The 25705-nt window shown below is 46.0% G+C and carries 21 protein-coding genes and 1 pseudogene; all 22 read left to right on the top strand.

Going from position 1 to position 25705, the window contains the following annotated elements; translation table 11 throughout:
* The coding region (locus EAE89_RS02375) for a transposase (protein WP_422615499.1) at positions 1–209 on the top strand (209 nt) is incomplete at its 5' end.
* A gap of 30 nt (positions 210–239) precedes the next feature.
* On the top strand, positions 240–791 hold the full coding sequence (gene tssB, locus EAE89_RS02380; protein WP_214085310.1) for a type VI secretion system contractile sheath small subunit: 552 nt from the start codon (positions 240–242) through the stop codon (positions 789–791).
* A 7-nt stretch (positions 792–798) separates the two neighbouring features.
* Entirely contained in the window at positions 799–2280 is a 1482-nt protein-coding gene (gene tssC / locus EAE89_RS02385; protein WP_214085370.1) for a type VI secretion system contractile sheath large subunit, read from the top strand.
* 57 nt (positions 2281–2337) lie between these two features.
* The gene (locus EAE89_RS02390; protein WP_214085311.1) at positions 2338–2832 is read left to right on the top strand and encodes an Hcp family type VI secretion system effector; all 495 of its coding nucleotides are present in this window, start codon (positions 2338–2340) and stop codon (positions 2830–2832) included.
* A 58-nt stretch (positions 2833–2890) separates the two neighbouring features.
* Positions 2891–3334, top strand: a complete 444-nt coding sequence (gene tssE / locus EAE89_RS02395) for a type VI secretion system baseplate subunit TssE (protein ID WP_054475585.1) — start codon at positions 2891–2893, stop codon at positions 3332–3334.
* Between the two features lies 1 nt (position 3335).
* The gene (tssF, locus tag EAE89_RS02400; protein WP_214085312.1) at positions 3336–5147 is read left to right on the top strand and encodes a type VI secretion system baseplate subunit TssF; all 1812 of its coding nucleotides are present in this window, start codon (positions 3336–3338) and stop codon (positions 5145–5147) included.
* Complete coding sequence (tssG, locus tag EAE89_RS02405; RefSeq protein WP_214085313.1) at positions 5138–6100, top strand: type VI secretion system baseplate subunit TssG; 963 nt, start codon at positions 5138–5140, stop codon at positions 6098–6100. The genes tssF and tssG overlap by 10 nt, the downstream gene beginning before the upstream one ends.
* Positions 6101–6123: 23 nt before the next feature.
* On the top strand, positions 6124–8130 hold the full coding sequence (locus tag EAE89_RS02410) for a type VI secretion system Vgr family protein (protein WP_214085314.1): 2007 nt from the start codon (positions 6124–6126) through the stop codon (positions 8128–8130).
* A gap of 34 nt (positions 8131–8164) precedes the next feature.
* Positions 8165–8761, top strand: a complete 597-nt coding sequence (locus EAE89_RS02415) for a DUF6931 family protein (RefSeq protein ID WP_214085315.1) — start codon at positions 8165–8167, stop codon at positions 8759–8761.
* A complete protein-coding gene (locus EAE89_RS02420) occupies positions 8761–9060 on the top strand; it encodes a PAAR domain-containing protein (RefSeq protein ID WP_021323682.1) in 300 nt (99 codons plus the stop codon). Before EAE89_RS02415 ends, EAE89_RS02420 begins: the two co-directional genes overlap by 1 nt.
* A gap of 13 nt (positions 9061–9073) precedes the next feature.
* Positions 9074–10159, top strand: a complete 1086-nt coding sequence (tssA, locus tag EAE89_RS02425; RefSeq protein ID WP_235525372.1) for a type VI secretion system protein TssA — start codon at positions 9074–9076, stop codon at positions 10157–10159.
* A gap of 94 nt (positions 10160–10253) precedes the next feature.
* The gene (locus EAE89_RS02430; RefSeq protein WP_235525371.1) at positions 10254–10826 is read left to right on the top strand and encodes a type VI secretion lipoprotein TssJ; all 573 of its coding nucleotides are present in this window, start codon (positions 10254–10256) and stop codon (positions 10824–10826) included.
* A 5-nt stretch (positions 10827–10831) separates the two neighbouring features.
* The gene (gene tssK / locus EAE89_RS02435) at positions 10832–12229 is read left to right on the top strand and encodes a type VI secretion system baseplate subunit TssK (protein WP_149616682.1); all 1398 of its coding nucleotides are present in this window, start codon (positions 10832–10834) and stop codon (positions 12227–12229) included.
* On the top strand, positions 12229–12849 hold the full coding sequence (locus tag EAE89_RS02440) for a DotU family type IV/VI secretion system protein (RefSeq protein ID WP_054475571.1): 621 nt from the start codon (positions 12229–12231) through the stop codon (positions 12847–12849). Before tssK ends, EAE89_RS02440 begins: the two co-directional genes overlap by 1 nt.
* 15 nt (positions 12850–12864) lie before the next feature.
* The gene (locus tag EAE89_RS02445; RefSeq protein ID WP_214085316.1) at positions 12865–16368 is read left to right on the top strand and encodes a type VI secretion protein IcmF/TssM N-terminal domain-containing protein; all 3504 of its coding nucleotides are present in this window, start codon (positions 12865–12867) and stop codon (positions 16366–16368) included.
* Positions 16361–18919, top strand: coding sequence for a type VI secretion system ATPase TssH (gene tssH / locus EAE89_RS02450; RefSeq protein ID WP_339423026.1), 2559 nt, complete (start codon positions 16361–16363; stop codon positions 18917–18919). Before EAE89_RS02445 ends, tssH begins: the two co-directional genes overlap by 8 nt.
* 98 nt (positions 18920–19017) lie before the next feature.
* Complete coding sequence (locus tag EAE89_RS02455) at positions 19018–20256, top strand: hypothetical protein (protein ID WP_235525370.1); 1239 nt, start codon at positions 19018–19020, stop codon at positions 20254–20256.
* Positions 20257–20272: 16 nt separating this feature from the next.
* The gene (locus EAE89_RS02460) at positions 20273–20899 is read left to right on the top strand and encodes a response regulator (protein WP_054475564.1); all 627 of its coding nucleotides are present in this window, start codon (positions 20273–20275) and stop codon (positions 20897–20899) included.
* A gap of 3 nt (positions 20900–20902) precedes the next feature.
* A complete protein-coding gene (locus EAE89_RS02465; RefSeq protein ID WP_244866103.1) occupies positions 20903–24508 on the top strand; it encodes a transporter substrate-binding domain-containing protein in 3606 nt (1201 codons plus the stop codon).
* Positions 24490–24638, top strand: a pseudogene (locus EAE89_RS02470) (IS110 family transposase); the annotation flags it as partial. The gene EAE89_RS02465 and the pseudogene EAE89_RS02470, both read left to right, overlap by 19 nt.
* Positions 24639–24729: 91 nt before the next feature.
* A complete protein-coding gene (locus tag EAE89_RS02475) occupies positions 24730–24975 on the top strand; it encodes a type II toxin-antitoxin system Phd/YefM family antitoxin (protein ID WP_054475561.1) in 246 nt (81 codons plus the stop codon).
* Positions 24975–25376: a type II toxin-antitoxin system VapC family toxin gene (locus EAE89_RS02480; RefSeq protein WP_214085317.1), complete on the top strand. Its 402-nt coding sequence runs from the start codon at positions 24975–24977 to the stop codon at positions 25374–25376. Before EAE89_RS02475 ends, EAE89_RS02480 begins: the two co-directional genes overlap by 1 nt.
* The last annotated feature ends 329 nt before the right edge of the window (positions 25377–25705 follow it).

Consider the following 25705-nt stretch of genomic DNA (forward strand, 5'->3'; position numbering starts at 1 on the left):
AAAATAGTCAGCATTATATTCTTGATGTCGTTTTTAAAGAAGATGATTCACGGATTGTTCTGGATGGTGCGATTGAGAATCTTGCGTTATTCCGGCGTCTTGTCTTGAACATGGTTAAACAATGTGATTGTGGCGCCCCGAGCCAGAGAAACAAGCTCAAGAAAGCAGGCTGGAGTGATGATTATCGTGCAAGAGTGTTCTTTGGATGAAGATGAGTCAAAGTATGCTCGCGCCCTGCCATGAATACTCAACGTAAGCTTGATAAAGTAAGGTCGCCCCGTGTTCAGATTACTTATGATGTCGAATTAGGTGGTGCGGTCGAGAAAAAAGAATTGCCTTTGGTTATTGGTGTGATTGGGCAATTTGCTGAGCAATCAATTCCTATGCGTGAACGTCGTTTTATGCATGTTGATAAAGATAATTTTAATGCTGTGATGGAAGGTTTATCACCTTCGTTGGAATTACAGGTTGAAAGTGCGCTGCCGGGTCAGAGTGGATTTATTAATGTTGATTTGCGATTTAAATCAATGGCTGATTTTACCCCAGAGAATCTGGCGAAGCAGATTGAGCCACTGCGTAATTTACTGGAAGTTCGCAGCAAATTGAGTGATTTGAAAGGTCGTGCATTGAGTAATGAAAAATTGCGTGACCGTCTGGCGGAAATTCTTGCTGAACATGCGGATAAATTACCGCAGGTAAATGAGGGAGCGGAAACCGCCGTCACAGAAAATACCGCGGATGACGCCACCCCGGAAAATAACAATATTCCGGAAGATAACAATGCACAGTGAGGACAGCATGGAACAGAGCGTTGTTGAACAGCAAGAATTGAAAGCAACGGAAACCAGCGGCGATTTTCTTGATCAGATTATTGATAACACTCAGGCCATTCGTCGGGAAACGGATCGTGATCGGGTAAAAAGCCAACTCGACCAGTTTTTAGCAGAAGTGACTGCGGGCTCATTAGCGGTTTCTGGTGATTTGGTAAACAGCATTGAGGAGCGTATCGCCGCGATTGACGCGCTGATGTCCGCCCAACTGAGTTTGGTATTGCATCATCCAGAATTCCAGTGTCTGGAATCATCCTGGACGGGGCTAAAAGGGTTACTCGATCAGAGTGAAACTGAGAATACCCAAATTCGCATGTTGAACGCGACAAAAACCGATTTGATTAAAGACTTTAAATCGGCTTCTGATTTTGATCAGTCAATGCTGTTTAAAAATATTTATGAACATGAGTACGGTACCTTTGGTGGTGAACCTTACTCGGCATTTGTTGGTGATTTTGATTTTGATAACAGCCCAGAAGATCTTTACTTACTGGAGCAGATTTCTCATGTGGCGGCTGCTGCCCATGCACCGTTTATCAGTTCGGCTAATGCAGGCATGTTGGGGCTGAATGATTTTGGAGAACTACCGCGTCCGCGTGATTTGTCCAAGCTGTTTGACACATCCGACTATTTGCGTTGGAAACGCTTCCGGGAATCTGATGACTCCCGCTATGTCGGCCTAACTTTACCAAGAGTGATTGGACGTTTGCCTTACGGAGCAAAAACCATCCCGGTTGAACAGTTCTGTTTTGAAGAGAAGATGAGAGAAGGGGACAGCAGCAGTTATCTGTGGATTAACGCCGCTTATGCATTGGCTGGCCGTATGGTGGCTGCGTTTGAACAATATGGCTGGTGTGCCGCGATTCGCGGTGTGGAAGGCGGGGGATTGGTAGAGGCATTACCGACTCATCATTACTCCTCTGTGTCCGGCGAAAAAATGCTGCAATGTCCGACTGAAGTGGCTATTTCAGATCGCCGTGAGAAAGAATTGGCAGAATTAGGCTTTATTCCGCTGGTTTATTATAAAGGGACTGACTACGCTGCATTTTTCTCGGTGCAGTCGCCAAATAAACCCAGGAAATATAATTCTGACTTGGCAAATGCTAATGCGAAATTATCAACACAATTGCAATATATTATGACGACCTCTCGTTTTGCACATTATTTGAAAATGATTGTGCGTGACAAAGTGGGTAGTTTTATGTCCCGTGGAGAATGCCAGACTTATCTGCAAAGTTGGATCAGCCAGTATATTGTTGGCTCTGATACTGTCGGCGCAGAAATTAAAGCCAGCCATCCATTGCGGGAGGCAAGAGTTGATGTTGTTGAAGTTCCCGGTTCGCCTGGAACATATCGCGCAGTAGCTTATTTAAGGCCACACTTCCAATTAGAGGGATTAAGTATGTCTTTACGGTTGGTTGCAGATTTACCACCGTCTTCGGCTGCCTAATTATTTTATTTATTAATATTTATCCTATTCTATTACAAATAACAGGAGTAGTTAATTATGAGTTCTTCTATTTTTTTACAAATTGATAGTATTCCAGGTGAAAGTACCGACAGCCAACATAAAGGTTGGATTGAACTGGAGCATGTCAATTTTGGGGTGTTCAACCACGCACGTATTGCAGACAGTGGTAAACGTAAGATTACTGTTGGTGCAGCGGATTTCCGCACCATCGATTGTGTGAAGGTGATGGATACCAGTTCTATCAAACTGTTGTCTGCGGTAGCGCAGGGGACTGCGATTAAGAATGTGAAATTGGCAATCTGTACGATTTTCAAAGGAGAAATGCACCCTTACGCGGAAGTTGAAATGGACGAATGTATTATCTCCGATGTCCATGAAACTTGTTCACGTGGCGGCGAATTCCCGCAAGAGCAATTTTCCATCACTTATTCCAAAATTAAATGGACATTCACACCACTCAGCCCAGACGGCACCAAAGGCAGCAAAGCAGGTCCAGAAGGTTGGGATCTCATCGAGAACAAAAAACAGTAATTTTTACTGTTTACTGCCGGCCTTTGGCCGGCAGTTTTAACCAGAAAGAAAGGATATTATGATTCAACCTTCATTTCTCCATCGTCTGAAAGATGATCATCCACAAAATGAAGAACGTGGTGTAACGCCCACTTGGTCACATCAGGAAGTTGTGAAAAGCCTCATGTTCGATCTGAATATGTTATTTTCATCAAGACCGATTTCCGCAGTTTTACCTTTATTTGGTGAGTTACCGAAATCAGTTTTAAATTATGGCGTTTCTGATGTGATTAGTGTTGATATTTCGGATGATGAGCGTATTGATGCACTGAATAATAATATTTACCAAGCTATTTCCTGGTTTGAACCACGCCTGAAAAATGTCGTTATTACATTACAAAAAAATACACCGGAGAATATTACTTTTTGGGTGAGTGGAATTTTTTTCAACGAGCAGATTGTGTTTTCTATCTCATGGAGCAGTACCGCTTATACCTATTCAATTTCATGGGACAGATCATAATATGATGTTATTACCACAGAAAATACTGACTTATTATAATCGGGAGCTGAGTTATTTAAGGCAATATGGTGCCGCTTTTTCTCAGCATTTTCCTAAAATTGCTAAACGTCTTGGATTTGCGGAGGGCGTTTCAGAAGATCCCCATGTAGAACGGTTAGTAGAATCTTTTGCTTTTCTGACGGCCAAGATTCATCAACGTATTGATGAAGATATGCCGGAATTGAACAACGCAATGCTGGAAGTACTGGCGCCACAATTCTTACGTCAGATCCCGTCGGTGTCGTTGGTACAGTTTCAGCAAGACCCGTTGGCATCGGGTGTGACTGGCGTGATGACAGTAGCACGGCATACGCCGTTAATTTCTCAGCCAGTCGGTGATGTGGCTTGCCGTTTCCGCACGGTATATCCGCTGGAAATGTTGCCATTGGATTTAACCCACGCAGAACTGATGCCAGATCCTTATGATCGGGATTTTATCTTAACGCTGAATTTCACGCTGTGGCCGGGGGCCAGCTTTCAGGCGCGCCATATTCGGTTGTACTTACATGGAACGCCGATATTGGCCCATAGCTTATATGAACTGTTATCGGCGCAGGTTAAGCAACTGGAATGTCGGTTGGGTGAGCGCGTATTCAATATGGATGGCCGAGATATTCAGGTCGTGGGTTTCGAGCCGCAGGATAACTTGTGCGCTGATGATCTGATGATAAATCCGATTCATCATCTGTTCCGCGATTATTTTAGTTTTCCTGAACGGTTCCTATTTCTGGATATTCCGTTGCCTGATGCGGGTTTAATCACTAAATCAGCCGGAGAACTGCATTATCGTTTCCGGCTTAAGGATTGTGCTGCGCTGCGTCGTATTGAGCGTATGAGCAATAAAGTGGATAACGAAACGTTTCGGCTAAATTGTGTACCCGTAGTAAATCTTTTTTCTCATCAGGCGGAACCGATTATCCCGTTGGAAACTGAGCACGAATATCTGGTTCAGCCGGATGCGCGTCGTCCACAAAGCATGGAAGTCTATACCATTGATCGGGTTGAGATTGTCAGCCGTCAGCAGGAGCAATTGAGTTCTAGAACAGTGCCGCCATTATTCGGTATTGAACACACACAAGATGGCGAACAGCCTCTGTTGTTCTGGCAAGCATCACCGCGCCTTTCACTCAGGCACAACGAAACAGGAATGAATATGTTTATCGGTTTTTCCGATAGCAGTGGTGAGCAATTAAAGTCAGAAACCGATGTGGTGGTATTGAATTTAACCTGTACCAATCGTGATATGCCACGGCTGTTGAGCAATGGTCATCCTGATGGGGATTTTGAATCAGAAGTTGCTTTGCCGGGCGTAAAAATTCTGGGATTGATCCGCCCCCGATTTCCGGTGCGCCCACAACCGAACTGCGCATTGAACTGGCGTTTGGTATCACAGCTCAATCTGAACCAAATGTTGCTGAGTGGCTCGCAAGGCGTTCAGTGCCTGAAAGAGACGCTGGAGCTGTACAACTTACATAGTGATCCCGCTATATCGCAGTTAATTGCACAGTTACAACAGATTGCGGTTGTGCCGGTGAGTGCACGCCTGAATCCGGCTGATCCCTATTCTCTGGCGCGTGGATTGGAAGTGACGTTGACATTCCAGACACAGGCGGGTGAGTTTGTCGATTTTTATCTTTTTTGCAGTCTACTGGAACGTTTTATCGCTATGTATGCGCCAATTAATAGTTTCACGCAGACAGTGATTCAATTGGAGTCGGTCAATAATAGTATGCGTCGTTGGCCTCGTCGTAGCGGGAGGCTGACATGGCTTTAGAAAATAGGATACGTCTGGCTGGTGGCCGCTTTTATCAGAATGTTCGTCGTCTGCTTAAATGCTGTCACTATCGGCGGAGTGGTGAGACAGAAATTACTCCTGATGATGTGGTGCAATTTAGCTCGGTCCTTACGCTGGATGCGCCGGAAAGTGAAGTGGATGCTTTGTTGTCACCGCAGCAAGAGGGTGAACAGTATCGCATGGCGGTGTATCACTTTGGTTTGCTGGGAACGTTTGGTGCATTGCCGTTGCGCTATACCGAATGGCTGATTGATCGGCGTTATCGCTATGGCGATGAATCAGCTCAAGCGTTTATTGATATTTTTACCCATCGTCTGCTCAGTCTGCGTTTTCAGGCGTGGCAGAAATATCGGTTATTTGTTAATGCCGAATTGCGAAGCCGTCGGGCGTTACCCGCGATCATTCCAGCAGTTGCCGGGCAATTAACAGTAAGTGAAACTCAGCATGTTTATCCTGCCTGCGTTGGCTTGTTGGCAACATCTGTCCGCTCAATGGTGAATTTGCAACATCTGTTACAGCGGGAATTTAACATGGCGATCAGTATTCAGCCGTTTCGGGGACGTTGGCAATATGTAGAGCAAATGCACTGTTGTTGCCTGGGCCGCAGTTTGTTGGGTGATAACCCGATGTTGGGGCGTGCTTACTGGGATATTCAGTCAGGATTTCATATTCAGCTGGGTCCGTTTGCAGCCCAGCAGCGCGCCGATTTTATGCCGGGAAATGAACGATATCGCAGATTGACGCGGTGGGTGTGGCAATTTGCTGGTCCGTTGCTCTCTTTCTCGCTGGAATTGTTGGTACAGCACGATGGGCGAGGCAATAGATTAAATGGCAGCCGTCGATTGGGATGGGACGGTTGTTTGGGGGATACCGGCGATACCCATATTCAGCATGTGTATCTGGGAGAATGTGTGAGTCCTTATACGGTTTGAACAAAAAATTCAGGTGAGAAAATATGCTGTTAGGGCAAAAGAATCGTTTTTTACAGGTTATCGGCAGTCTGTCAGATATTGTGGCGCTGAGTAAAATCAGAGGAGAAGAGCGCTTGTCTCGTCCTTATTCCTTTTCTGCCGAGCTTTATTCCAGCGCGGACTGGGACAAACTGGAGTCTTATATTGGTAAACCATTGGCATTTCGTATTGGTGATGCACCAAATCACCGTATTGTGCATGGCATATTGACGGAATTGCAGCAACAAGGTTTTACCGACGGTCAGTTTTGTTATCAGGCGCGAGTTGAACCGTGGCTGAAAATGTTGACGTTAACTAGTAACCTGCGTGTTTATCAACGCATCAGTGTACCGGATATGGTGTGTGATATTTTCCGTAAACGTGGGTTTAACGATGTTGAATTAGCGTTAAAAAGCAGTTATCCGAAACTTGAATATTGCATGCAATACAAGGAGTCAGATTTTGATTTTGTGACGCGCCAACTGGAACAGGCAGGTATTTTCTACTTTTTCCGCCATGAAGAAGGGCGCCATGTGTTGGTACTGGCTGATCACCCTTCGACGTTTATTAACGCCCCTCTGGCGGTATTGCCGTATCAGTCGAAGCTCGGTAGTCAGCAAGGATACGGGCTGCGTGCCTGGCATATTCATCGTACGATGATCCCAGGTATGGCGGAAATGAGTGGCTATAACGTTAAAAATGCATCGGTAGTTAGCGCCAGTGCTAAAGCGAATAGTGGTTATTCCGTCAATCCGAAGCTTTCTATCTATGACGATCGGCGGCAGGAGGAACGTAATCAGCTGGAGGCGCAGGCGGCGCTGTGCATGGAACAATGGGAATCACAGTCGCATTATGCAAATGCGGTTAATAGTTATCCTGGTTTGCAAGTTGGACATCAATTTACATTGAAAGGGCATATCAGCGCTGATGGGCGTTATGCGGTGGGCAGTCAGCAATTAAAAGCGGAAAGTAATCTGGAGGAAGGCGGGTTGTTGTTTTCGTCGCAGGTGACGCTGTTTCCGGCAAATAAAACATTCCGCCCACGTCCTTCAGTTACGCGGCCCTATATTGCGGGTGTGTTGTCTGCGTTGGTTGTGGGCGCGGCATCGGAGGAGATCCATACCGATGCACAGGGGCGTATCAAAATCCAATTTCATTGGGATAAAGAACACAAAAAAAATGATGACAGCTCTTGTTGGGTGCGTGTGAGTCAGTTTTGGAATGGTGCAAAATTTGGTGCTCAATTTGTGCCACGTGTGGGCAGTGAAGTGCTGGTGAGTTTTGTCGACGGCGATCCCGATAGTCCGCTAGTGACTGGAACGGTTTATAACGGAGTAAAGATGCCTCCGTTTGCGTTGCCGGGACAAAAAACGCAAAGCGGCATTGCTACTCGCAGCAGTGCAAAAGGTACGGTGGAGCAAGGGCATCAATTTTGTTTCGAAGATAAGAAGGGTGAAGAATTTATTTTGCTTCACTCACAAAAAGATCTGCGTCTAAAAGTGAAAAATGATTTTTCGGCGAATATCGGTCGTAATGCCTCGTGGGAAATTGAAGAGAAGCGCGATACAACAATTAAAAAAGGCCACGATACGTTAATTCTGAATGAAGGTAATGCTGTCACCGAGGTGAAAAAAGGCGATAAGAAGCAAACACTGGATCGCGGCAATTTCACCACGACTGTCAGCGCTGGCAGCTATTCTCTGGAGGTATCCAGAGGCAGCGCCAAAATTAACGCTGGACAACACTGCACGATTACGGCCAATCAGGGAATTGAGCTGAAAGTGGGTGCCAGTAAATTGTCGATTACCCCTGCGGGGATCACCATCAAAGCGCCATCTGTCACGGTAGAAGGGTCAGGGAAACTGGCATTGAAGAGCAGTGGTGTGGCAGAACTCACGGGAACCACAGCTAAAGTACAGGGCAGTGCAATGGCACAATTAAAAGGCGGCATTGTTCAGGTGGATGCGACCGGTATTGCGATGGTGAAAGGGATCTTGACCAAGATTGGTTAATAGTAGAATCAACGGATAATGAGAGTTTGGAGCAATGGCTAAATTACGACACTGTCAGCTTTCGTCACAGGCGGAGTTGGTATTACAGCAACATGTAGCACATGAGCAGAATCTATCGGCACTTAGCCAGGAAATGTTGTGGCAGGATGCTGTGTTCTACACCATTTTCATGTTGCCTTACACCCAGGCTCTGGAACTGGCACTGACATTTATCTCCTGTGTTTATGAACGGGATCTGGGGCAGGAACAGCGGTTGCTGTTGCAGCAGGTGCGACACTGGCGCGCTAATGGGGGTGACCTGTTACGTCATGAATTGTTCGAGCAGGCACAGACTATTGGGTTTGATAACCCTATCTCGTGTCTGGCGCTGTCGGTTTTCTGGAGCGAGGGCAGCATGACCACGCCGGATCTTGAAGATGTTTATCCGCAGCCGTGGCAGTCACTGGCGGCACTGGCAGATGCGCTGTGTCTGATCCTGCACTTTTATGGTGAACAGCCGGAACAGCAAACGCGGTATGCCGAACAGTTTTTCCAACTGGCGCATGGGCACTTAAGGCAATTGACACCATTACAGGATCAAGGCCGCAAAAACTATCTATACCATGAAGCTATGTTATCAGGAGAAAAATGATGCCAATGCCAGCAGCTCGGGTAGGTGATATGCATATTTGTCCAATGATGTCTCCTGCTGTACCCCCCATACCGCATGTGGGCGGCCCGATTATGCCGCCAGGCGTACCAACCGTTCTGATTGGTGGCTTGCCCGCTGCGACGATGGGATCGTTATTGGTGTGTGTGGGGCCGCCGGATACGGTGGTGATGGGAAGTCCAACGGTGTTGATTGGCGGACGGCCAGCGGCCAGACTTGGCGATTTGTGCGCGCATGGCGGCACGATCACGACAGGCTATCCGTTGGTGATTATTGCCTGAAAGGGAAGCAAGCGTGAATTTAGCACAGACAGACATCACACGTTTTTTACATCCTATCTCTGCTGATACACCTGCGGGATGTGATATCGAATATGAACCTCTTTTTGAACAGATAAGCGCTGCGCGTGAAGTTGATGAGGATCTCCCACAGGATGATGAGTGGGGATATGAAACACGTCAGGCTGACTGGCCTCAGGTTTCAGTGTTGTGCCAGGAAGTATTGGAAAAGCACAGTAAAGACTTACAGATAGCTTGTTGGCTAACTCAGGCACAAGGGAAACTGTATGGTTTGGCAGGTATTGCTGGCGGTATGACATTACTTGCCAGCCTACTGGAGACTTTTTGGCCGGTACTGTATCCGCCGTTGGATGATGAAAAAGGAAACCGTGCTGATGCCCGTCTTGGTCGGTTGAGTTGGCTGGATAAACAACTGGTCAAACAGCTGGATAACCTGACACTGACTAGTGATGGTAAATTGAGTCTGAGCGTTTGGCAGCGAGTGCAGTATTTTGAACAACGTGTCGCGGCTAATAGTGAATTACGCGCTCCCCTGATCAGTGATGGCTATTTCGGGATCGCTGAATGTGATGACAGTATTCGCGCTACGCCGGCTGAACAATTTGACCAGCTATTGGCACAGGCAGAACAAGTCAAGCAAGCATTGGAAAAACTACACCAAATTATGGCGGGTCTGGTGCCAGATACTGGCAACAGTATGAGTGCTAGCGCCCAGCGATTACAGGAGATGGTGGCATTAATCACGCGTTTTCATGAAATTGTTGCGCCGGAAGCCACGCAGCAATATCACAGTGGGGAAGTGTTATCGGGAGGAACAGCGGCAAACGGTATCAATACAACGTTGGCAGAAGATCGGTCGCATCATGAAATACGCGCTGTTGCCATTGGGCAGATGATCAATATCGCCAATTATTTTCGTAAGAATGAACCCACCAGCCCGGTGCCATATTTAATGGAACGGGCAGCGCGCTGGGCAAATATGGGAATGGCCGAATGGCTGGAGGAAATGATGGAAGATAATACCTCAGCGCGACAGGAAATTATGCGCGTGATAAAAGGACCAGAGAAAAATAGAGAGTAAAATAATGAAGAATAAGATGAATTTTTATAATGTTATTAAACGTAGTTTCTTAGTATTACTAATGATTTTTTTAATCAGTGGTTGTAGTGATTCAATGTCTAATAATGAAAAACGATTACAAGCGATTGAACAAGCTAAACCTATTTACACTAGTAATGCGATTCGTTTAAAAATGACAGCTGATCCACAGCTGAATGTTTTTAATAATATGCCAAATAGTTGCACGATATTAATTGCTCAGGCGGAGAAACGTGAACAATTGGATAAATTACTGGCTAATCCCTCGCTATTACGCAATTTATTTGCGGGTACGGGTGCAACAGAAAATATATTACAGCTTGATAATTATGTGATGATGCCGGGGCAATCTGTATTTTTACATATTGACAGAGCGGAACAGGCACGCTATGTCGCGCTGATTGCGGGTTATTATCCGGCTCCAGAAAGCGCACATGTGCGGGTATTATCGCTACCGTTGCGTCTTGAGCAAAGTGGTTGGTGGAATAAATCCTGGAGTGCTGAGTTTGTTCCTATGAATATTGATTTAATGCTGGGGCGTTATGCGATTACCCGGAGTCATGTCTTTGCGGGCAATGCGGGAGATGAAGTGATTTTCCCCGGGCAGGCAGCAGTATCTGATAATAATGGGAATCTGTTGAGGAAGTAAACGCCATGTTTGAACATAAACCGATGTATTGGTATTCAGGATTGTATTTACAACCGCAACATTTTCAGGCGCATGAATTGCAACATGAATATTGGCAAGGACGTTATCAGCTATTGACTCAACCTTATGCTTTCGGTGTCGTAAGGCTGGTGTTTAATCTGGCCGCGCTGAGTGATGAAGTACTCAGTGTTCATAAAGCGGCATTCGTTTTTCCTGATGGTTGTTATGTGGATTGTGATGTGAATGGTGTGCTCAGTGCCCGCTCACTGCGCGATTGCTGGCCGGAACGTGAAAAACCACAGCGCATTTATATTGGCTTGCGGACGTTTAATCATAACCAGAGTAACGTCACCGGTGTCGCGGATGCGACTAGTGTAGGTGATATTACTAGCCGTTGGGTGACATGGCCACAAGAGCAGAGGATGCGGGATGCTTTTGGGGAAGGGCCAGAGGCAGAAGTGCAGCAACTCACTTATAACTTACGTTTTTTTCTGCATGATGAGATTGCACAGGCAACGGGCTATACGCTGTTACCTGTGGGCCAACTGCGCTGTACGGGTGATGGTATTGAACTGGATAACCGCTACTTGCCGCCATGTTTGACGTTATACGCTGTGCCACAACTGGGACAGCGTATTGATCAACTTTGTCAGGAATTGACAGGGCGTGTCCATCAACTGGAAGAATTGAAGCGCCCGCAAACATTGGAAGCAGAAGTTTATACTCAGGAGAAAAGCACATTATTACTGACACTGCGTACTCTGGTGCGTTATGTCGTGCAGTTGCATCACTATCAGGAGACGCGTGATGTTCATCCTTTGCAGATTTTTGGGCTATTGCGTCAACTGATCAGTGAACTTTCCTGTTTTACTGACCGTTGCTCTTTTTTGGGGGAATGGAATGGCCGGGAGGGGACGCGGGAGAAATATCAGCATTTGGATCTGGCTTTAACACTCAATAGTTGTGAGCGAACAATTATCGATCTGCTCAATGCGCTGGTGCTAGAACCGAACACGGTCATCCCACTGCAACAGGAATACAGCGGTTATTATCATGCGGCGTTCAACGTAACAGGTGCGAGTGAACAGCAACGGATCTATTTGGTGCTGCGCTCTGACAGCTTAACTCACAGCGAGCGTGAAATTCCTGATGATCGTTTGATTAAGTTGGCGGCAGCGGAACAGATTGACGGCATTATTAATCGGGCTTTGCCCGGAGTGCGTTTGTATTACCAGGAGATTGCCCCACACGGTTTACCTAACCGAATGAATACCCGTTATTTCCGGGTAGAGAATCGTGGCGCGTTGTGGCGGCAGGTAGAAGATAGCGAACGCGTGGCGGTGCACTGGGCTGATGCGCCGGACGATTTACAGATAGAAATCGTTATAGTGAGAGTGTCGTGATGTGTTTGTTGGATTGTTACATTCCGGTATTTACCTGTGTGTTGCGTATGATCCAACAGCAGGTGAATCAAGCCGAAGAGCTGCGGCAGACATTGTTAACCGCGCTGACGCAGGCGCAGAATGAAGCGCAGCGGCATGGTTATGGATTGCAAGATATCGAAGAGGCGAATTTCGCGGTGGTGGTTTGGGCTGATGAAGCTATTTTGTGCGCAGGTCAGAAAGAATTGAATGTTTGGCGACAGTCATCGTTGCAAGCGCAGCTTTATGATGCTGAACTTGGCGGAAATACATTTTTTGATCGTCTGGCGGCATTATCTGCGGATAATTATCAAGTTCGGTTGGTCTATGTTTTTTGCCTGCTTTCTGGATTTTATGGGCGTTATGGCAGACGTGACAATTTGGAATTGCACAATATTATCCAACAGGAATTAGATAATTTCCCTGATACTTTGCGTCGTTATATTGCTACAAAAAATCACAGGTTGATGAACACGTGCGATAATATTCTGGAAAATAAGCGGCCCAATAATAAATGGCGTAGGAAGTTAATGTTATTAATATTGTCTCTTACCTCAATTTATATTTCTATCACAGTTTATTTATTGAATATTAGCCGATAAATTCGGAAATTAAACATGAAAAAGTTATTTTATGCCATTGGCTGGCTCAGCGTGATGGTCGTCCTTCTGTTACTCAGTTTAATCATTGCTGTGGCATTTTCATGGCCAACAATCGGTGGTCTGATATTATTTCTTTGCTTATTGCTGTTGTTATTACTGCTACGTGGGACGATGGCATTAATACCGCAAATAACAAATAGGCTGAGTCGGATAAATAGGTTCTGGCGGCAGGGAAATAATCGTCTGGAATATTTACTGTATCAGCATTGGTGGTGGGGAGGACGTTTACAAAGCTGGCGTCGATTCCGTTCTCGGTTACACCGTAACGGTCCTGTTCCTCCGTGGTTTCTGGTGGTGGGAGAACGTGGTAGCGGTAAACAACCGTTGTTAGCACACAGTAATGTGGTGCCTATGGCAGGGAGAGATCTGACATCGTTTTCGGAGAATGCCTTTACTTGCCGTTGGTGGTTTTTCCGCCGGGCAATGTACATGGTAGTTTCTGGCCGTTATACCGAAGGGCAATCCTTGTATCGGCAAGCATGGTTACGTTTGATACGTTGGATCGCACTGGTGCGTAACCCTGCTGGTGTACTCGTTTGTTTGTCGGTGGAGCAGTTACTAAATAGTGACAATAGAGCGCTTTATATCATGGCGCGTAATGTACGTGCGCAGTTGGAACCGTTGCAGATACGTTTGGAACGTCGCTTACCGATCTGGTTGATTCTGACACACAGTGAAGCATTACCGGGGTTCAGCCATTGGTGTTCGCAATTGTCGGCAGAGCAGCGTGCTGATTTATTGGGCAGTTTTATCAGTCAACATACCGATGGCAATGTCACTGATGTGCTGGATAAGAGCATGCGTACGATGGTCGATACCTTGAAGATGATGCGTCTTAAGCTGCTTAATCAGCAACGGCAGCAACCACGGTCGGAAGTACTGGCATTGCCGGAAACCGTTGCTCAACTGAAACCTGCATTGGGCTGTTACCTGAGTGCATTATTCGAACGCGATCATTATCTGGAGCATGGCCTGTTACGCGGCGTGTTTTTTACTGCGGAACATCAAACCGAGTTACAGCAAACCGAAGGCGTTTTTAGCCACCGTTTATTGGGGGAATATCTGCCCGGCCAGATTCGACGTAGTGATTCTGTTTTGCTAACAGGTTGGCGAACATTAGCCAAACGCACGTTGGTTAGCGTGTTTAGCCTGACGATGGTGTACGGCGCCGGTAGCGCATTGGTTAATACCTGGCGTGGTGTCACGCAGCTTGAGAATATCCATGAAACCCATCCGCTTGAACGGAGCTACTTACGTTATCAGCAGGTTGAACGCTGGTTACAGCAAACCTTGCCTCCTCTGCTTTTTTATCCTGTTACCTATACGACAGAACAACGTATGGCGAGGGAATATCAGCAGCAGGTTTCTGTTGATGTGTTCAATCCTGAGTCGACAGTCACTCGCTTGCTAACACGTTTCCAGAATGCTGAAGCACCGCAAAAACGACTGTTGGTTTTGCATTGGGCGCGTTTTATCAATATCGAACAGGCCATGGCGCGTGGTGCTTCGCTGGAAACTTTACAACACATGCCCGCTTATTCCGCTACGTTATTAAGCGGTACAAACGACTCTTTACGGGCAGATCAGCGTGTGGCATTGCGTTTAGCGCAATACCGTCAAGGCAATGCACAACAAGCGTTTGATCAATGGCGGGATACATTGCAGGCATTATTGGAAGATTCCAGCGACTGGCAGTGGCTTTTGGCGGATGAACAGCCGACAGGAACGCACTCGCTAACGTTGGCGGATTTCTGGCCGCTGACGGGAGATGATGCCGCTAAGGCTAACGCGCGTATTCGTGGCATTTATACTCGGGCAGGTGAACGAGATATTCAGGCTACATTGGTCGAGTTAGAGCAAGCTCTCAACCGACCGGCAGTTTTTCCTCCTTTACAACGCTCGTTTTATCAACAATATCAGAATCAGCGTCAGTCTGAGTGGTTGGCATTTGCTCAAGCAATGCCACAAGCGGAAGGGTTGGTACGTGGCAAGAAAAACTGGCAAACACTGGTATTAGCAACCGGCCAGTATGGCAGTCCTTATATTGTTTTTCTGTCGCGGTTGGAGAGTGATCTGTCCACAGTGAAGCAGGAAGATCGGCAGCCTTGGTTGCAAACACAGCAGCGTTTATGGCAACTGCATGGCTATGTGCAAAAAGGCAGCATGATGCAGCGTGTCTCGCTGGGAAATATTTCCTTACGTCAACGCATAATGTCATGGCTTGGTATTTCACCGCAGATCTCTGTGCAACTGGATGACAATACGTTAACGCGCTATCGCGATTACCGGCAGGCCATACAGTTGAATAGCCAACGTGAATTACTCAGTGATATGGAAACTGAATCGTTAGTCAAAAATGCGTTGAGTGATGGGAAAGGGGAACTGAACGATGACGGTTTGCGTACATTATTCAATCGCTTCGCGCTGTGGCGTCATGAAACGGAAAGCAAGAATGCCGGGGTGAATGAAACCTTGTGGCGGCTCTATCAGGGGGATGCTCATCTGGTACTGCGTTATGCCTTCTTAAGTGCCGCCAGCCGCTTGCAAACACAGTGGGAAAGTAAAGTGATCTGGCCGATGGAAAAATTAAGCGGACAAGCGCTGTTCGATGGCCGGGAACTGAATGCTCGATTGTATGAATACAGTAATGCATTTGTGCGGGATACGGCAGATTATGCGCTGGATATTCGTCCTGCAGGCATTAAGCGTCAGGAAATTGAAGGGGTGGCTTTTCCATTTAGCGACAATTTCATTTTTTATATCAATAACTTGATTCAACCGAATAACATGCTTTCATCTACATCTGATATTCGTCGCCGTTTACAAGAAAAGCTTACTTTGTTGGAAAACGAACATGAATTGGCGGCGGTACAGCAGCAGAAACCAGAACAAGAGCAATCGGCAGAAGTCGTGATGACTAGTCAGCCCGCGACGGCTAACCGGGGAGCACGGGTGTTGCCAGTTGGTAGTTCGGTGACATTGAGTTGTGATGATGGTGAACAGCAACTCAGAAGTATGAATTTCAATGACAGCATGACCCTGCGTTGGAACCCAGCATCATGCGGCAAGGTACAAATTGATGTGTATTTCCCCAGTTTTACGCTCAGTAAAAGCTACGTTGGTACTGATGGTTTGCTGCAATTTATACGCGCTTTCTCCCGTGGTGAACTGACACTGGCAGCACAGGCATTCCCGCAGCGGCACAATGAATTAAGTTCGCTAGGTATCAATAATGTCACCGTGCGCTATCAGATCAGCGGAGAGAAAGCCGTTTCTTCATTGTATCAACAGTGGCAACAACGTCAGCAGCAACAAACCGCGTTGTTGGAACAACGCAACCGGCTGGATAGTCAGTTGCTGGATTTAAGTGAACCGACAGTGGCGAAAGGCTCTCTTTCCACACTGCCGTTACAAATCACCACCTATTGGAATGAATTAAGGAAACCTAAAAGTGAGTAATTATCTGAAACAGATCGTGGGTAAATTAACGGTGGAAGCGCGTCAGTGTCTTGATGAGGCGGCTAATTTGGCGGTACGGCGCACCCATCATGAAGTGGAGATTGAACATTTGCTGCTAGCTTTGTTTGAAAAACAGATGTCGATGATGGAGCAGGTGTGTCATCACGGTGGTATTGATGCTATCGCGTTACTGAATGCTTGCCAACGGTCGCTGACGCTATTGCGTAGCGGTAATCATCGTCCGCCAGTATTCTCTACCAATCTGACAGAATGGCTGGAACAATCCTGGATGTATGCCAGCACTCGTTCTCACTTGGGATCGTTGCAGATTACCGCTCAGGCGTTGATTGTGGCATTGCTCGTGAATCCATCACTGCAACATTCACTCACCTCGGAGCTACAACAGGCGTTACAGGGTAACATTGATGCGATAGAACAGTGGTTGTGTACACAGGTACATACCGAACTGCAGCAAATGACGGCTGCCAGGGATAATACGCAATCTGCTCTGGCACAGTATGCTCATCATCTGACTCAGGCGGCACGTGATAACAAATTGGACCCGGTTTTGGGACGTGAACAGGAGATTCGTCAATTAATTGACGTGCTGTTGCGTCGTCGTCAAAACAATCCGTTGTTAACCGGTGAAGCAGGTGTCGGCAAGACAGCTTTGATAGAGGGGCTTGCTCAACGTATTGTCGATGGCCGTGTGCCGGAGGTGCTGACGCAGGCCGAATTATTCACACTTGACATGGGGCTATTGCAGGCAGGTGCTAGTGTGAAAGGTGAGTTTGAAAGTCGCCTGCAAAACTTATTAGACGAGGTGCAGGAATATCCGGCACCCGTGATTTTATTTATTGATGAAGCGCACACTCTGATTGGCGCTGGTGGTCAAGCTGGACAAAACGATGCAGCCAATTTGTTGAAACCGGCATTGGCACGGGGTGAATTGCGGGCGATTGCTGCAACTACCTGGGCCGAATATAAGAAATACTTTGAAAAAGACGCAGCGTTAGCACGTCGTTTTCAGGTGATTAAAGTTGAAGAGCCTTCTCTGGAACTGGCGACAGCTATGTTGCGTGCCATAACACCGGCTATGGAAACACATCATGGAGTCAAAGTACTCGCAGAGGCGGTAACCGAAGCCGTGACATTAGCTAGCCGTTATATCAGTGGGCGTCAGTTGCCGGATAAATCAGTCAGCCTGTTGGATAGCGCCTGTGCCCGTGTCTCAGTTTCACAGACTGACGAACCTGCGCCTATTGAAGATCTGCGTGCCATGCTGGCAAATATTGCTACCGAACAGGAAGCATTATTACGAGAAGGTGGTCATGAAACTCAGTTAAAGAAATTGGCACAACGTCAGGCCGAATTACAGGCGTCACTGGAAGAAATTTTGCCGGAATATCATGTTCAGCGTCAGTTAGTGAATGACATCCTCGCTTGTGAAGAACATGACGAACAGCTACCCGTATTGAGGGCAGAACTGCATCAACGCCATCGTCAACACGCCTACGTATTTGACTGTGTTGATGCCGCCTGCGTAGCGGATATTGTTGCGGGTTGGACGGGAATACCGCTTGGTCGGATGGTGGAAAATGAACGTGATGTACTGCGTCAGCTCGAAAGGCGCCTTGGTCAGCGAGTTATGGGACAAGATCATGCGCTCAGTCAGATAGCCCGGCAAATTCGAATTGCCAAAGCGCAACTGGCCGATCCGGTCAAGCCTACCGGAGTATTTATGCTTGCAGGTCCTTCTGGTGTTGGGAAAACGGAAACCGCTCTGGCATTAGCGCATGAATTGTATGGTGGTGAACATCATATGATTACGATCAATATGTCGGAATATCAAGAAGCTCATTCGGTTTCTGGCCTGAAAGGTTCTCCTCCAGGGTATGTCGGTTATGGACAAGGTGGCGTGTTGACCGAAGCAGTTCGGCGTCAGCCTTATAGTGTGGTACTCCTTGATGAGGTGGAGAAGGCACATCCTGATGTGTTGGAGTTGTTCTTTCAGGTGTTTGATAAGGGCATGATGGAAGATGCGGAAGGGCAACAGATTAACTTCCGCAATACGTTGATTATTCTTACCACTAATGCGGCATCGGATTGGGTGATGCGGGCAGTAATGCATGGGGTAAAAGAGGAGGGCGAAAATCGCTCGGCAACACTTGAAGATATTCAGCAGGTTATCCGACCAGAACTGCAACGGATTTTTACTCCCGCATTTTTAGGTCGTTTGCAGGTTATTCCTTATTTGCCGGTACAGGGTGCAGTTCTGCATGCCATTGTGCGCCATAAACTGAATAAAGTTGTGGAGCGTTATCGTCAGGCAACTCAGTGTGAACTGCACTATAGCGCTGCGTTGGTGGATTTTATCGCTGAAGGGTGCCGGATTGCCGAAAGTGGGGCCCGTGAAATTGATAACTTGTTAATGCAGTTTGTTCTACCGTTGTTATCGGATCAATTGCTACTAGGAGATACGCCAGTGAATGAGGATGTTTGGCTGGATGTTATGGACGATCAGGTCCAGTTATTGTCAGAACAAAACTGAACTATCACCATAGAATATTATCAACTTAGCGTAAGAAGCTGCCCTCTCTGCTATTATTATCTTATGATGTAACATCAGTGTTACGGAATGAGATCCTGATGAAAATGAAAAAGATAGTGGTCTTTTGGTTTGCTTTTACGCTAGTTAATTTTGCGCTGGCACTGCTAAGTTTGCAAGTGCGTGATGTCTGGAGCTTGTCGTCATTGGTGTGGTTTCCGGCGGGTTTGTTACAAGGTATTTTTTGTGCCAGGGCGCCCCGGTACTGGCCTGTCTGGTTAATAACGGGGGCGTTGATTTCTCTGACCGCGAGCCAATGGTATGGCAGACCAGTAAATGTATCGTTGATATTTGCTTGCATCAATGTCGTGATGTTGGCAGTGACGGGGCTAATCTGGCAATTTTTTTACGGTGTAATGTGGGCGCCAAAACGAGCAAGGGATATCTTTAATCTGACAGTGCTTTGCTCATTAAGCGGAATTATTGAGCGATTTGTTGCGAAGTTAGTACTTTATTTATTGGACTACCCTACCGATATATCCATTTCATTATCAATTGCCGTAGGCTCTGTGTTGAGTTATCTGCCGTTTACGTTTTTTGTCATTTCTTGTATCACCTACGAAAAGAGTCGGGCTGGAGATAAGAGAGTCTATGGTTTATGGCTAGTGGCTTTGTTAGTCATGGCAGCGTTGTTTACCAGCCCGTCACCTGAAACCGGGAAAATACAGTGGCAAGGAGTAGCGCTCATGTTTTCCTTCAGTTTGCCGATGCTACTAGCGTTAAGTGGTGATTTATTGGTATTAGGCAGCTTCTTATCTTTATGTACGCTGGGGATTGTGAGTGCAACCATTTTTGGTTTTGGGCCATTTTCATCTCCATCAATGAACCTTCAACAGAATGTACAAATGGCGGCATGGTACAGTACCGCGTTTACCTTGCCTGCGTTACTATGCTGTGGCTGTTTATATAACGCAATCAATGCATTGCATCGTTGTAAAGCGCGTTTTTTGTTAATGAAGATGATGCTGGAACAAGAACAGATTAACTGTTTTCGATTAAGTGCCGATGGACATCTGTATTGGCACCATGATTCGGTTTGGATGCGGTGTGGAAAAGCTCCTGTCTACTGGTCACAGTTGATGGCCTGGGTGCATAAAGAAGATAGACAGAAAATTGAACAGCTTAAGAGTTCAGTTTCTTTGATGCCACAGATGTTAAAAGTGCGGATTGCTGATGGCAAAGGTGAATTTAACCAAGTCATTATCGCCTTGATTGTTCATGTGGGGGAAAATGCCGGTTTTATTGAAGGAACTATGCGTGAAATAGCAGATAGAAAATAATATGGAGAAATAACCTATGTCAAGACGAGTTATTATTGCTGACGATCATCCGGTATTTCTATTAGGACTGCGTACAGTATTGGCAACATTACCCGAGAATTATCAGGTTGTGGGGGAAGCGCATGATGTCTCGGCACTTTTCTCTCTGCTGGCGGAAAAAGAGGTGGATATGCTGATTACGGATTTCAATATGCCAGGTGATAACCAGATAGATGGCTTGAGGATGATTAGTCGGATACGTGAGCAGTATCCGAGCTTGCCGATTGTGGTGATCACGATGATTAGTGACCGAAAGATAATTGCGTCGTTGATTGATTACAAAGTGAAAGCGATTTTAAATAAAAATAGTCTATCTCACGAGCTAGTGAAAGGGTTGTACAGCACAACGGGACGTGATGAGCCTTATTTAAGTGAGCAATTTCTCGAATCTCCGGGTGAGGAAGTTGTAAAAGCACTCACCGGCAAAGAGCTAGAAGTGATGAAATTATTGGGCCAGGGGTTGAGTGTGAATGATATCGCTGCGCGTTTGTACCGTACTAAACAGACGATCAGCGCACAAAAAATCAGCGCAATGAAAAAGCTGGGATTAGACAATGAAGCTGCTCTTTATAATTATTTGCATCAGGTTGGATTGGGATTGTAACAAATGAAAGGCTGGTGGAACGGACCTCGATGGGTAGCTATATTGTTACTTTTGTTGCCATTATCTGGCCGGAGTCTCAATCTGTTTGAATACCATAATGCGCAAGATCTGCCTTCAGGTGGACTGCCGGTGGAATTTTATTCGAACGTCGTCACTCAGGAGTTTGTTCCATTACCTGTCAAAGAACCCGAAATTCTGGCGCCGCATTTCCCAACCCTAAAAGTCGGCATTCTTTGTTGTATTGGGGCTCCATTGGTGATCCATCGTTGGGATGGCAAGCTGGAAGGGATTTATGCTGATTATCTTCGCCTGATTGAAACGGTGTTGAAAAGGCCGGTGGAGGTACGTCTGTTTGGTAACTGGGCATCCGCCTATGAAGCATTGCAGCGTGGAGATATTCAGCTGTTATCGCATTCTGCCTCATCACAGTCGGGAAATAGGAACGATGATACTTACCCGATTCTGGTGCAGCCGCTCGCCCTGATTGTGCGTAAAGAACAAGTGAAGATGCCATTTGACAAAATGAATATTATGGCAGCACCTGGCAGTAACCCGAATGTCGTTAAGCAATTGAGCAAATACTACCGCAGCGTTTCAGTGGCGCAAAATCAACAGGAAGCAATTCAGGCGGTGGTAGATGGTCAAGTGGATGCTTATCTGGATGGTCAAAGCCAGATTGCCTATTTGCTGGCTTTTCGTCCGTTTGCTGGGCTAACCTACCGTCGGGATCTTTCTCAGGGAGAACGGTACGATTTTCTTGGTCACAATGGTGATGATATGGTTGAAACGATCAATCTCATCCTGACCGCCATTCCCCATGAGATAAGAAATAAGGTTTATCAACGTTGGATTTCTGGATTAGCGCTGGGAAGTAATAACGACACCTCGATCTTTTCACCACAAGAAAAAGCCTGGATTAAAAAAAATCCTGTTATTAATGTCGCAATCAGTCGTACTGCACCGCCTTATTCATTCTTAGATAAAAATGGTGAAATTACGGGGTTAGATGTCGATATTTTACATCTGATAGGAGAGAAAAGTGGCATCACCTTTAATTTTATTCCGGCTGATGGTGCTGTGGGGGTCAAAAAGCTGTTAAAAAACGGCGAAGCTCAAATGACTTCTTTGGTCAATACACCAGAGCGGACCCGATGGCTCTCTTTCAGCCATCCTTATGGCACGGTGGAATGGGTAATGATTACCCGCAATGAGCGTAATGCGCCTTATGAGTTTGATCAGCTTAAGCACCACCGGGTCGCTGTTCAGCGCGATCATGCGCTATTGTCAGTATTGAAACAATACCCAGAGATTTCCGTCGTGGAAGTTGACAATGTGACGAAAGGCATTGATATGGTACTGGCTGGGGCAGCGGATGCAACCTTTGATAGCTTGATTAGTGCTGATTATCTACAGGCAAGCCACTATGGTTCTAATATTTCTATTCAATTCTTTAGGGATTCCTTACAACCAGAACAGTACGCCATCCTACCTTCCTATCCTAAACTAGTTAGCATATTGAATAAAAGCATTGATGCACTACCGCCAAATGAGCTGCGTGTATTGCGCTTAAAATGGTTATCTATGGCGAATGTAACGCCCTATGATGACAATAAAATCTCTCCTTGGGTGAAATTGTGGGGAGGGGCGTTATTTGTGATTGCATTGAGTTCAGCCTTTTGGGGGAGCTATCTTGCACACCAAATCAGACGCCGGAAAAAGGCTGAAAATAACTTACAGAATTTGCTGGCATACTGGGAAACGTTATTCAATAACATCCCTACGCCTATGTTTGTCTGTGATCCAACGATGTGCATTACGGCGGCGAACCTCTATTTCAGACGCGAAATGAGCCTGATTGAGTCTGATGTGATTGGTCGCAGCCTTTTTTCTCTCTGTTTTTTAGATCCTGATGATGAGCAAGAGATCAGTATGATTTTCTTACGTTGTCTGGAGGGGGAACTGGCACATTTTTCTGACCGCAGTATTGTGGCACGAGGCAGAGACAAACATGTTTATTTATGGCTTGAAAGTTACCGAAATACTGAAGGCATTGTTCAGGGGATCATTGGTGGTTGGTTTGATGTCACTGAGCGTAAATTGCTAGCGCAAGAGTTGCGTCAGGAGCGCGATAAAGCTGAACTTGCCAGTTTGGAAAAATCAGATTTTCTGGCACACATGAGCCATGAGATCCGTACCCCTTTACAAGCGATTATCGGTATTCTCGATTTGGAAGTAAAACAGCAAACTCAACCATCCGCACCGTTGCATATCGCATGGCATGCCGCTATGTCCTTACAGGGAATCATCGGTGATGTGCTGGATTTTTCCAAGATAGAAGCTGGGCGCATGGTGCTGAATTTGAAGCCAGAATCATTGCAGGATGTTTTGGAAAGTTGTGCAGCGACGTTTAGCCATCGAGCAAAGGAGAAGGGGCTGTATTTCACCCGGCAGTTCGATTTGCCATCTGAATATTATCATCTGCTGGATGCTACACGTGTCACCCAGATAGTTAATAACCTGTTGGGCAACGCGATTAAATTTACTGAACAGGGCGGTGTGCGGATCAGCACTCGCTATCAGCATATTCCAGACAGTAATCGAGATGAAATTACGCTGGTGGTTGCAGATACGGGTTGCGGTATCCCGGAAATCCTGTATGAGGCGGTTTTACTACCCTACGTACAGGTGACGCAAAATAATGGCGGTAAAACCGGTACTGGGTTGGGATTACCTATCTCTGTACAGTTAGTTGAATTAATGGGAGGGAGCCTAAAAATCACTGGTGTGCCTGGTGGTGGCGCACAGGTAACCGCGGTATTACCGCTTATGCGCAGTACGATTGAAAAGGAGATTGCGAGTGAAAGAACTGAAAATATTGGCATAGAGATTAATGAACCACTGAATATCCTGGTGGTTGATGACTTACCTGCCAATTTACAGGTGCTATCATTACAGTTAGCGCCATCGGGCCATCGTGTTTTATTGGCTGAAAGCGGTGAACAGGCCATGAACCTAATGGAAGATGGGTATTTCGACATTGTGCTGACGGATTGCCAGATGCCGGTGATGAATGGTTACGAGCTGACCCAGTTACTGAGAAAACATGAACGGCTGCGGCAATTACCGCCATTCATTATTCTGGGGTGTACCGCGAATGCGTTTTCTACCGAGCAGGCCCGCTGCCTGGAGGCGGGAATGGATGGTGTATTGATTAAGCCGCTGGTGCAAAGCAAGTTACTGGCAGAAATTACTCGTTATTACCGACAAGTCAATGATGAGGCAGCGCTCCAGTTTGATGAGATTCAAACGTTGGCTCAACAAGACATAGTTGTAGAACGTCAATTACTCAGTGCGATACAGAAAGGGATGTTGGAAGATATTGCAGAGCTGAGGCAACAGGAAAATCAACAACGCCATGAGAAAGTTGCGCATCATGCACATCGTATGAAAGGTGCTTTTGCTTTGATGCGATATCAGCAGGGAATACGTGTCTGTCTGCGTATAGAAAAAGGCGAATGTTATGATGAGAAAACAATTGCCGTTTTGTTGACTCGTGCGGAATATTTCCAACGGCAGATCGAGCAGCGATTGGAAATAAAGCTAAATTAATTTCCTCTCAGTCTGTCTGGCCTTTCGTTAAAAGCAATAAAAATGATTTTATTGTTGTCGAAGCGATATGCGAGGCAGAGCATCACGGTCTTCAATGCGTTTTGTTCAACCCAGAATCGAAGCTCAACAAGCCCCTGATAAATCCTTAATCTAGTCTAGTTAACTTGACTAGATTAATAAAGACAAATAAACTTAAAGTGTGTACATCAAGAGGTGATGTTATGGAAAAGGTTAACATCTACGATGCGAAAACCAACCTGTCTAGAATTGTTCAGGAAGTTGCTCGCACTGGAGAGCCAGTCGTGATTGCTAAGAATGGTCATGCACTGGTTAAAGTCGTCGCATACAGAGAAGAGAAGCCTAAGCGAAAATTAGGTTTTCTCAAAGGTAAAGGCAGTGTTCCCGCCAATTTTGACGATATGAACAGCGCCGAAATTGTTGATATATTCGAAGGAAAATACACTTAATGGAATTACTGTTAGATACCAACATCTTGCTGTTTATGGCATATGAACCAGAAAAACTGAAAACTGATATTGTTGATCTTCTGGAAGATACCAGTAAAACGCTTTGTTTTAGTGCGGCGTCTATATGGGAGGTCGTCATTAAAAGCAATCTGAATAAGCCTAATTTTTCTGTAGATCCTGAACAGTTCAGGGATGGACTGTTTGAAGCTGGTTTGATTGAAATACCCATCAAAAGCGAGCATATGCTCGTTGTGTGCGATTTACCGGAAAAGCTACATAAAGACCCGTTTGACCGGTTAATTATCGCTCAGGCGAAATACAATAAGATCCCACTAATCACTAGTGATAGCAAACTGATAGATTTTGTCAGTGATTATATTACTGTAATCCCTAATAGATAGCCAAAATGAGTAGGTAATTTGGCTATCGTAAGCTAATAGTTTAAGTACCGGTATTTTATCCTCTCCATCTTCTATTTCTGCACGTATTATCTAAAAGCAATTTCTTCTGAAATATATTACATCACTTTATTACTCCTATTGGTGAGTTTTCAGGGCATTTTAGCCTTCAAATCACGACCTTCTTGCAACCAACTTACCTTGTATCCTGTTTACGCTATACTTCATAAAAATAGATTGCATGCGATCTATTCGTATGACACCATTATGGTCATTATAGCTCCTTGAGCTGAAACAAAGATGACATCTGATTAACCAAACCGAGTCATGGA

Source organism: Photorhabdus heterorhabditis, assembly GCF_018448905.1.
Taxonomy (GTDB): Bacteria; Pseudomonadota; Gammaproteobacteria; order Enterobacterales; family Enterobacteriaceae; genus Photorhabdus; species Photorhabdus heterorhabditis.